The organism is Lamprobacter sp., from assembly GCF_034860625.1.
Taxonomy (GTDB): domain Bacteria; phylum Pseudomonadota; class Gammaproteobacteria; order Chromatiales; family Chromatiaceae; genus Lamprobacter.
The window spans coordinates 1-10,490 of record NZ_JAYESN010000129.1; the positions used below are offsets into that span (position 1 = coordinate 1).

At 65.6% G+C, this 10,490-nt stretch carries 9 protein-coding genes and 1 pseudogene; 2 read left to right on the forward strand and 8 right to left on the reverse strand.

Features of this window, described 5'->3' with window-relative positions; all coding sequences use genetic code 11:
• Window positions 1-437: pseudogene (locus VBE63_RS21050) on the reverse strand (histidine kinase); the annotation flags it as partial.
• A 436-nt stretch (window positions 438-873) separates the two neighbouring features.
• Here VBE63_RS21050 and VBE63_RS21055 point away from each other — a divergent pair.
• Window positions 874-1,128, forward strand: a complete 255-nt coding sequence (locus VBE63_RS21055; RefSeq protein WP_323684984.1) for a low-complexity protein — start codon at window positions 874-876, stop codon at window positions 1,126-1,128.
• A 333-nt stretch (window positions 1,129-1,461) separates the two neighbouring features.
• Complete coding sequence (locus tag VBE63_RS21060; protein WP_323684985.1) at window positions 1,462-2,841, forward strand: NAD(P)/FAD-dependent oxidoreductase; 1,380 nt, start codon at window positions 1,462-1,464, stop codon at window positions 2,839-2,841.
• Between the two features lie 40 nt (window positions 2,842-2,881).
• On the opposite strand, the gene VBE63_RS21065 is transcribed toward VBE63_RS21060, so the two are convergent.
• The 7 genes from VBE63_RS21065 to VBE63_RS21095 form a co-directional block, all read right to left on the reverse strand.
• Entirely contained in the window at window positions 2,882-4,327 is a 1,446-nt protein-coding gene (locus VBE63_RS21065) for an aldehyde dehydrogenase family protein (RefSeq protein WP_323684986.1), read from the reverse strand.
• Between the two features lie 112 nt (window positions 4,328-4,439).
• Complete coding sequence (locus tag VBE63_RS21070; protein ID WP_323684987.1) at window positions 4,440-6,107, reverse strand: FMN-binding glutamate synthase family protein; 1,668 nt, start codon at window positions 6,105-6,107, stop codon at window positions 4,440-4,442.
• Between the two features lie 14 nt (window positions 6,108-6,121).
• Window positions 6,122-7,756 (reverse strand): acetolactate synthase large subunit, encoded by a 1,635-nt coding sequence (locus VBE63_RS21075; RefSeq protein ID WP_323684988.1) that lies wholly within the window; start codon window positions 7,754-7,756, stop codon window positions 6,122-6,124.
• A gap of 29 nt (window positions 7,757-7,785) precedes the next feature.
• Window positions 7,786-8,352: a carboxymuconolactone decarboxylase family protein gene (locus VBE63_RS21080; RefSeq protein WP_323684989.1), complete on the reverse strand. Its 567-nt coding sequence runs from the start codon at window positions 8,350-8,352 to the stop codon at window positions 7,786-7,788.
• A gap of 104 nt (window positions 8,353-8,456) precedes the next feature.
• On the reverse strand, window positions 8,457-8,918 hold the full coding sequence (locus tag VBE63_RS21085) for a response regulator (protein ID WP_323684990.1): 462 nt from the start codon (window positions 8,916-8,918) through the stop codon (window positions 8,457-8,459).
• Between the two features lie 8 nt (window positions 8,919-8,926).
• A complete protein-coding gene (locus tag VBE63_RS21090; protein WP_323684991.1) occupies window positions 8,927-9,457 on the reverse strand; it encodes a sigma-70 family RNA polymerase sigma factor in 531 nt (176 codons plus the stop codon).
• Window positions 9,458-9,608: 151 nt separating this feature from the next.
• On the reverse strand, window positions 9,609-10,490 hold an 882-nt coding region (locus tag VBE63_RS21095), incomplete at its 5' end, for a hypothetical protein (RefSeq protein ID WP_323684992.1).

Consider the following 10,490-nt stretch of genomic DNA (forward strand, 5'->3'; position numbering starts at 1 on the left):
AAGAGCGTCGCGCGCCAGGTCTCCCAGGTGTCTTCGAGCGCGACAATCGCCGCTTCGGCCTCGAGGCCGAGGTGCGGCTGCAGCCAGGCCGGCATCGGCAGCGGCAGCGTGTCGCTGAAGTCGCCGCTCATGAAGTTGTCGACGATGCCATCGATGGTCGCGATCTGTGCCAGCAGGTCTTGGTAGTAGAGGCGCACATCGCGGTAGTAGGTCGGATAGTCGCGTGGGGCGTTCTGCCAATAGTTCATCGCCTGGGCGTGCATTTGCTCGACTGCCAGCTCGAGCTGCCCGGCCCGGTTGACCAGCTCAATCGCGCCCAATTGGCGTTGAAAGGCGCTGAGGCTGTAGAGGCCTGCCGCGGTCAGCAACAGCCCGAGCGCGAGATAGGCCGCGGCGACTTGGACGCTCAGACTGGCGAGGTGCCGGGACAATGACATGGGGAATGGCCTGAGTGATCGACGGGGTGATCGAGGTGGTCACTAATACCGCGCCTCGGCGAAGCGAATACGGCCAGGCGGGCATCGACGCGGTGCTCTGAGGAGCATCGGCCATCGCGCCCGGTGCGCTGTCCTCGGCCGGGCTTGTGAGGTATCAGCATGCGGTTAACACGCCTACCCCGCTGCCTGCTCCGCCACAGGGACTCAGCCGATCCTGGCATCGCCCGCCCGTTATCGAAAAACTCCTGGGCGACGTCTCTCGGCAGCCGCGTCAACATCCGCTGAAAGATTTCACCGACCACTGCGGTCTTTAGCGAGTGATAGCCACTGGCCAAGGGCAAGCCGGCGAGCCGACCAGTGCAAGCCGACCGGTGCGACTCGAGGCCGCTACAACGGCTATCAGCATACCAACCTTAGATTCTTTCGGAGCGATTCCATGTCCAAGCAGATCATCACCTCAGCCGCCATGATCGCCGGTGCGACCCTCGTTGGCAGCCTGAGCGTCGCCAATCTGGCCCAGGCCGGCGACAACCCCTTCGTCACCGAACAGCTCGAGAGCGGCTATCTGCAACTGGCCGAAGGCAGCTGTGGCGAAGGCAAGTGCGGCAGCAAGGACGACAGTGAAGGCAAATGCGGTTCCAAGGATGGCGGCGAAGGCAAGTGTGGCGAGGGCAAGTGTGGCAGCAGCTAAGGTCCGCGCACCCCTGACCGCTGCCCCACTCTTCTGAGCAAGCAGCCATGAACACCGATCTCGACCCTGTTCATGGCGCCGGTCTCGGGCTGCGGCGTGCGCCGCCGCAGCCCAATAGCCTCCGATGGGAGGCTTTGCTCATGCCTGAGGCGCTTTCCGATCGCCAGCTTCTACCAACCAACCGGGACGGGATGCGCTCAGCTTGTGCCCGAGCTTCAGCATCCACAGCCGGCGCAGCTGATCGAGGCTCCTCGCAGCCTGCTGGACGCTCTGCGTGAGCGCCAGATCCTGCTCGGCACGCGCCGCCTGTGAGCCCGCTAACCGGAGCCCGTCATGCCCGATGCATCCAGCACGCCCATTACGGACCCCAGCTGCCGCCCCCGGATCGTCATTATTGGTGGCGGCTTTGCCGGCGCCACCGCGGCCAAGGCCCTCGAGCGGCGCCTGCGCTCGGCCGAGATCCATCTGCTCTCGGCCGAAAATCATCTGACCTACAACCCGCTGCTGCCGGAGGTGGTCGGCGCCTCGGTGCTGCCGGGGCATGTGGTCGCACCCTTGCGGCAGATGGTCCGTCGCGCCAAGGTCCACCAGGTCCAGGTCACCGGCATCGACACCGACGCGCGCTGCGTGCAGTTCCGCAATAGCTCCGAGACTAGTCGCCTCGACTATGATCATCTGGTGCTAGCCTGCGGCAGCCGCGCCAATCTGCACATGATCCCCGGAATGGCCGAGCACACGCTGCCGCTGAAGACGGTGGGCGATGCGCTCTATCTGCGCAATCGCGTCATCGCCCGGCTCGAGGACGCCGAGCTGACCGAGAACCCGACCTTGCGCCGCTGGCTGAAGACCTTCGTCGTGATCGGCGGCGGCTTCTCCGGGGTCGAGGTCGCCGGCGAGATCAGCGACTTCCTCACCGAGAGCCAACGCTGGTATCGGCAGTCGCAGCTGGAGCCCGCGCGGGTGGTGATCGTCCATGGTGGTCCACACTTGTTGCCGGAGCTGCCGGAGCGACTGGGCCGCTTTACCGAGCGCAAGCTGTCGCGGCATGGCGGGGTCGAGGTGCGGCTCGGGACCCGCAGTGAGGCCATTGATGCGCAGGGCGTGACGCTCAACAGAGGCAGCCGTATCGATGCCGGCACCATCGTCAGCACCATCGGCACCACGGCGAACCGGCTCATCGATGCCCTGCCCGCTGAGAAGCAGCGCGGTCGTTTGCGCGTCGAGGCCGATATGTCGGTGCCTGGTCTGCCGGGTGTTTGGGCGATCGGCGATTGTGCGGCGGTGCCGAACAGCCGGGCCGATGGTGCGCCCTGCCCGCCGACGGCGCAGTTTGCGTTGCGCCAGGGTCCGCAGCTCGCGGCCAACATCGCCCGACATGAGCGCAACGAGCCAACCCGCGCGTTCGGCTATCAGCCCAAGGGTCTGATGTCGGCCATTGGTCATAACCGCGCCGTGGCTCGGGTCTTTGGCATCAATCTGTCCGGGTTCATCCCCTGGCTGCTGTGGCGCGGCTTCTACCTGCTCTATATTCCGACCCTGGCGCGCAAGGCGCGGCTCTATCTGGAGTGGAACTGGGCAATGTTCTTTCCGCCCGATATCGCCCATCTGCGCTTTACGCGGACGGTCGAGGACAGCAGCGATGAGGTCTCCCAGGATCAGGGTGCCCAAGGCGTGACCGAACGCTCGCCAAGTCCTGTTGCCGAGCGTGATTGACGCCGGAGTAATCGACGATCATCTCGCTTGAGGCTCGGCCTCAGTCCGTCCGCCAGACCACCAACTTCTCGGTACGCATGTCCTCGAAGGTATAGGGCATCCCGCCAGTGCCCAGGCCCGATTGGCGCAGTCCGGCAAACGGCATCCAGTCGGTGCGGAAGGCAGTATGGTCGTTGATCATCACCGCTGAGGCCGCCAACCGGCTGGCCGCATGCCTCGCAAATGCCAGCTCACGCGTGAACACCGCCGCCTGGAACGCGAACGGCAAGGCATTGGCCGCCTCGATCGCCGCATCGACCTCAACATAGGGATAGACACAGATCACCGGACCGAACAGCTCCTGTGTGCTGACCTTGGCCGTCGCCGGCGGGTCGAACAGCACCGTCGGCGCATAGCAGGTGCGCGAGAGCGGCTCGCCCCCGCAGAGCAAGGTTGCGCCCTGCCCGATCGCCTCGCGCACCCACTGATCCACGCGCTCGACCTCGGCCGGGCGAATCAGCGGTCCGATCGCGGTTTCGGCCAGGGTCGGATCATCGACCCGCATCTCGGCTGCGGTCTCGGCCAGCGCCTGCGCCAGACCCAGCGCCTGATCCTGATGCACGTAGACGCGCTGCACCGAGACGCAGACCTGACCGGCATGATAGAGACCGCCCTTGGCCAACAAGGGCACGACCTGCTGCAGATCGACGCCACGATCGACCAGCACCTGCGCCACGCCGCCATGCTCGAGCGCGCAGCGCGCTCCGGGCGCGAGCCGCGAGCGCAGATGCCAGCCAACGCGCGCACTGCCGATGAAGCTCAGGAAGGCGACGCGGGGATCGGTCGCCAGCGCCTCGGCGGTCATCGGCGAATCCGTCACCAAAGCCTGCGCCCAGGCCGGAGGCAGGCCGGCCTCGCGCAGCAGATCGATGAAGCGCAGGCACGACAGCGGCGTGTCCTCGGCCGGCTTGACGATCACCGGACAGCCCGCGGCGACTGCGGGTGCCAGCTGATGAACGATCAGGTTCAACGGATGGTTGAAGGCGCTGATCGCCACCACCGGGCCGATCGGCTCATGGGTGCTGAAGGCCCAGCGCCCGGCACCGGCAGCGGTGGCCTGCATCGGCACCTCACGCCCGCCGCTGTGGCGTGGCAGCTCAGCGCAGCAGCGCAGGCCGTCGACCGCGCGCTCGGCCTCGACCCGGGCATCGTTCAAGGGTTTGCCGCCCTCGCGCGCGATCAACAGGGCCAGCTCGTCGATGCGGTTGACCATCAGCTCGGCGGCCCGGCGTAGGATCGCCATGCGCTCAAAGTCAGGCAGCCAGGCTGTTCGATCCCGATAACAGGCGGCGGCCACCGCAAGCGCTTGCTCGACGCCTTGGCGATCGACGGTATCAACGGTCGCGATCGGTTGCAGATTGAAGGGATTCAACACCTCGAGCGACCCAGTCGGGCTGACCTCGGCGGCTATGCGATGGCCATGATGCGGTTGTCGGTCATCGGTCATGGTAATGATGTCTCCTATTGCCGGCTGGATGATCAGGTCTCGCTGGCTGGGTTCTCGCACCGGCCCCGCCAGTTCCGATTGTACCGACGAGGAGCGGATGCCGACGGGGGCTTCATTCCGCCGGCGCGCGCAGCGACGGCGCGGACTTCATCGCCGCAATCGGAGGCTCAAGAGAGGGCTCGCGCAGTGGCTCAAGCGGACTGGGCCGCGACCTGTGTTCGGACGCGTGCACAACTTCGATCTGATCACGCGGCCAACTGAGGGCCGCAACAATCTGCCGCTCGGACTCCGGATAGAACTGATCCAGGCCAATGGTGCGTCCATCCGCCTGCACCAGATGGGCATGGAAACGCCGCAGCTCACGCGGGCTGCGCACGCCGCAGGCGTGCGCGATGATACCCACCTCTTTGGAGAGGTTCTGCACATAGGCCGCCACACGCACGGCCTTGGTCGGCACATGCAAGCCACGCTGAAACTTGCGCTGATGGGTGGTAATCCCGGTTGGGCAGGTGTTCTTGTTGCATTGCAGCGCCTGGATGCAGCCGAGCGCGAACATGAAGCCGCGCGCCGAGGTGATGAAATCCGCGCCGATGCACAGCGCCCAGGCGACATCGGCCGGGGTGATGAGCTTGCCCGAGGCGATCACCCGAATGCGCTCGCGCAGTCCGTACTCGTTGAGCTTATCGACCAGCATCGGCAGACTCACGCGCAGCGGCAGGCCCATGTCATCCATCAAGGGCATCGGCGCCGCGCCGGTGCCGCCGTCAGCGGAGTCCACCGTGATGAAGTCCGGTGCCGAGGCCACACCGCGCGCATGCACCATGCCTAGCAGCTCATCAAGCCAGCCATAGGCACCGAGCACCACCTTGAAGCCGACCGGCTTACCGGTGACCCGACGCACCCGCTCGATCAGATCGAGCAGCTCGGCGGTGTTGCCGACATCGGGATGGCGATTCGGACTGATGCTGTCGACCCCGACCGGGATGCCCCGAATCTCGGCGATCTCCGGCGTCACCTTGACCGCCGGCAGGATGCCGCCCTTGCCGGGCTTGGCGCCCTGACTGAGCTTGATCTCGAACATCCGCACCTGGGGATGGGCGGCGACCGTTTGCAGGCGCTCATCGCTGAGGTTGCCGGCGGCGTCACGCACCCCGTATTTCGCGGTGCCGATCTGAAACACCAGGTCGGTCCCTCTCTCCAGATGATAGCGCGTGAGCCCGCCCTCGCCGGTGTTGAGCCAGCAGCCGGCCTTGGCCGCCCCGCTCGCCAGGGCCTCCAGCGCCGGCTTGGAGATAGCGCCATAGCTCATGCCGGAAATGTGGAACAGCCCCGCGATGGTATAGGGCTGCCGCGCAAAGGGGCCGATGGTTATCGGCTGCGATGGCACCGCATCCTCGCCCAGGGTCGGGAACGGGCAGTTGACGAAGATCACCTGCCCCGGCACCGTCAGGTTGCGGGTCGAGCCGAAAGCGACCGTGTTATCGACATCCTTGGCCGCGCGATAGACCCAGTTGCGCTGCGCCCGGTTGAACGGCAGCTCCTCGCGGTCCATCGCAAAGAAGTACTGGCGAAAGAACTCGCCGAGGCGCTCGAACAGGTAGCGAAAACGACCGATGACCGGATAGTTGCGGCGGATCGCCTGCGACTTCTGGGTGCTGTCGACGATAAAGGCGTAGACGCCCCAGAGGGCCGCCAAGCCAATAACGAAGATGAACAACGCGGACATCAGCTGCAGCGAGGTCAGCAGGAAGTCTTGGGTGGAATCGAACATCGAGAGCATCGTCAGGACTCCACTTAGACCGGGCACTGCAGCGCGGCGAGGCGCTCGGTCAGTTGCATGTTTTGGGCGTAGTCGACCGGGCAATCGATAACGGCGACCGTGCCGCAGTGCAGCGCCTCATCGAGCACCGGAAGCAGCTGCTCGGCCGCATCGACCCGGTAGCCACGGGCACCAAAGCTCTCGGCGTACTGGACGAAGTCCGGGTTGTTGAAGCCGATCTGGGTGTCGCGGCCGAAGCGTTTGTCCTGGTGCCACTTGATCAACCCGTAGGCGCTGTCGCTCCAGATCAGCACCACGAACGCAAGCCCAAGGCGCAGCGCGGTCTCGAGCTCTTGTGAGTTCATCAGGAAACCGGCATCGCCGGTAATGGTCAGCACACGCCGCTCGGGATGCACCAGCTTGGCTGCCAGGGCGCCAGGCACGCCAATCCCCATCGCGGCAAAGCCATTCGAGATGAGGCAGGTATTCGGCGCCTGCGCCTGCCACATGCGCGCGATCCACATCTTGTGCGCGCCCACATCGGAGATCAGGATGTCCTCGGGTGCTAAGACCCGCCGCAGATCCCAGAGGATCTTCTGCGGCTTGAGCGGGAAGCCGTCGTCCTCGGCATACTCGCGGTTCTCTTGCTGGATCGCCTGATTGAGGCCCCATGCCCAGTTCTCCGGACGGCCCTTGAGACTTCGGATCAGGCCATGCAGCGCTGCATTGAGGTCGCCGACGACGCCGACCTCGACTGGATAATGGGCATCGACCTCGGCCGGCTGCTGGCCGATGTGGATCACCGCCTGCTCCGGGTTGCGGTGCCAGCGCTCGGGGTGGTATTCGACCATGTCGTAGCCGACGCAGATCACCAGATCGGCGCGCTCGAAGCCGCAGGCGATCAGGTCGTTGTCCGAGAGCCCGGCCGTGCCGAGCGAGAGGGGATGGTCACGCGGGATCACGCCCTTGGCCATGAAGGTCTTGGCGACCGGGATGTTCAGCGTCGCCGCGAAGCTGTCTAAGGCGGCAGCGGCCTGGGCGCGGATGACGCCGTTACCCGCCAGTACCATCGGCCGCTCGGCCTGGGCGATCAGCGCCGCGGCATCGGCGAGGCGATCCTCGGTCGGCCAGGGTGTGCGCGGGTCCTGCACCCGCAGGGGCGCCATCTCCGCCACCTCCGCGGCGGCGATGTTCTCGGGCAGTTCGATGAAGCTCGCCCCCGGCTTCTCCAGGGTCGCCTCCTTGAAGGCCTTGCGCACCACCTCCGGGATCACCTCCGGCTCGCGCACCGAGGTCGCGTACTTGGAGATCGGCGCGAACAGGTTGACCAGATCGACGATCTGGTGGCTCTCCTTGTGCAAGCGATGGGTCGAGCCCTGACCGGCGATCGCCACCACCGGCGCGCGGTCGAGATTGGCGTCGGCGACACCGGTGATCAGGTTGGTCGCGCCAGGACCGAGCGTCCCGAGACAGACGCCGGCACGCCCGGTGAGGCGGCCATAGACATCGGCCATGAAGGCCGCGCCCTGCTCATGGCGGACGGTGATGAACTGGATCGGGCTGTTGATCAGCGCATCCATCAGGTCGAGGTTCTCCTCACCGGGGATACCGAAGATGTACTCGACACCCTCGTTCTCGAGACAGCGGACAAAGAGCTCAGCGGCACGCATCGGGGACTCCAGGGGTTGAATGGGTCTCGCTAGCAGGCAAGACAGGCTGCCGGCAATGGCTGTCCATCGGTGCCGGGGATCTGGTCGCTAAAGTGCGCGAGGGTCTTCATGCCGATGCCGAGGATCACCTCTAAGACCTGCTGCCGGTCGTAGCCGGCCTGCTCCAGCGCGGCGACCGCGGCCTCATCGATGTGGCCGTGCGCCTTGGCCAGCGCGGCGGTGAACTGCCTGAGGGACTCCAGGCGTTGATCGGGCAGGCGGCTGCCCGCGCGCAGCGCCTCGGTCATCGCTGGTGGCAACTCCATCATGTCCGTGAGCAGACCATGGGCGCCCATGCAGACGGCGCAGCGGCTCTCGCGACTGACACTGAGCAGCACCACCTGCTGCTCCTCGCTCGAGAGCGAGGTCTTCTCCAACCAAGCGCCGAGGGCCAGGTAGCCTTGCAGGGACGCCGGCGCCGCCTCGAGCGTGCGCAGCGGCCTGGGTAGCTGGCTGAAGCGACGCTCGGCTTCGCTCAGCGCCGGCATGGCCGGCTTGGCAGGCAGGGCGTCCGGCAATTCCGCTTGAACATCCGGGTCCGGAATCAGCGAGGGCATGAGGTGCTCCTGGCATCGGTTGGGCGGATCACTGCGCCTTGAAGGCAAACGACTGGACGGCCCGCGCCGGCGAGGCGAGGGGTTGGGCTCATTGATGGCCTGGATCACGGCATGGGTGAGCCGTGGTTGAAGGACGCTCGCGCAGGCTTGCCGCTCGCAACAAACAGCTGGTGGATACTGAGCAGATTGACCGGTTTTTTCAGATAGGCGCGGATATGCGGCGCCAGCCCCGGATCGGGTTGCAGATCATGGGCGCCGCTCATCAGCACGATCGTCAGCCCAGGAGCGCGCGCCGCCAGCTCAGCCGCCAGTTCACGGCCATCGCCATCCGGCAAGCGGATATCGATCAGGGCTCCTCGCATCGGCTGTCGCGCGATGAGCGCTCGGGCCTCGGCGCAGTCGCCCGCGGCATGGATCTGATAGCCGAGATCACTCAGCTCCCAGCTCAGCATCTGGCGCAGCGGTGCGTTGTCCTCGACCAGCAGCAATGGCATCGCTGGATCACAGCCGCGCTGCGCCACGCCCAGCACGCCGCGGCGGCCGCGGTCGGCCTGAACCAGGTCCATCGCGGCCATCATGACCGCTCGCCCAGCGCAGCGCGCAGCTGCTGGCGAGCCCGGAACAGCCGCGTACCCGCGCCTGCAGCGCTGAGGCCAAGCCGCGCGGCGATCTCCTGCTGCGAATAGCCGTGCAGCACCTGCAGGATCAGCGGCTCGCGATACTCCGTCGGCAGCGCCCGGAGCGCCCGGCGCAAGACAAAGGCGTCGGTGGAAGTGTCATAGTCTTGCGCATGCTGCGCTGGCAACTCCTCGGTCGGCATCGCGCTCTCGCGCGGTTGGATGCGCTCGAAGCGGCGCGCATTCTCGCGGCGCACGATGGTCTTCATCCAGCCCAAGGCAGCCGCTGGGTTCTGCAGCCGTGCAAATGAGCGCCAGGCCCGCAGCAGGCTGTCCTGGACCAGATCCTCGGCGATCTCTTTGTTACCGCAGAGCCGGTAGGCGTACTTGAAGAGGCTGTGCCGATAGGTCTCGGCAAGGGCCTCGAAGCTTCGCGCTTCGCTGGCGGTGGTCGATGGGCTGGGGGCACGTGCAACAGAAGCAGACATGGAAGGACTCCCGACGTCGATGAGCGATCTGTCTGCGCTAGTGCAGCCGTCGTGCCAGTTTTTAATGCCTTGTTTTTTCTTTCCTTTCCAGAAAACCACCGAAGCCAATAGCACGTTTCGTTAACACGATCCGTTGCAACGCGGTATCGATTCACTGCAGTGCGGTGGAGACCCTTGCGTCATCGTGACGAAATATTCGCTGCACAAGGCGGGTCCTAGCTGATATCAAGGCGCTGTCCGCTTCGCGCAGAGGACTCAACCCATGAACTGTCTCTCCTTTCGCCGGCAACTGTTGGTCGATCCGCAAGGACGACAAGCCGAACTTCAAGCCCATGCTGCGCAGTGCGCCCCGTGTGCACGTGCGCTCAAGCGCGCGCTGGCCTTCGAGGCAAGCCTCAAGGCGGCTTTGCTGCTGGACTATGCGGACGACGATGCCGACGATGCGCTTCGCGAGGGCGAGTCTGATGACCGTGGCGATGCCGATCCCCTGGAGTGGGTCTATTGCGTGAACGGTTGCTGAGCTAAGACCCGTCATGTGCGCAAGCAAGCCAGGGTGCTCGGCCAAGTGAGATCGGGCCGCGCGGACAACGAGTGGAGCCTGAGCGATGATTCTTGCGACGCGATATCGGTTCAAGGACGCAGCCAACGCAGCACCAGCGGCATGCTCGTGGTCTGCACCAACAGGGTCCAGAGCACCACGCCATAGGCGATGGACTGGATCGTCCACCAATACGGCAGCTCCACCGGCAGCGACAACGCCAGCGCCAGGGTCACCGCGCCCGCGTGTGCCGCCCCACCACAACAGCGGATACCAGGCTCCGGGTAGGCGCTCAGTGCCTGGCAACCGCACAGCGAGCGGCAACAGCAGCAGCACAGCCGCCGCACGCGCCACCATGGTAGCGCCGATGCCGATCAGCATCACCAGCCATTGATCGGTGAACATGACCAGCTGCACGCTGATGCCGGCGATCAGGAACAACAGCCGGTTGGCGAGCCGCGCCTTATAGGCCCAGAGTACCGACAAGGCCTCGTC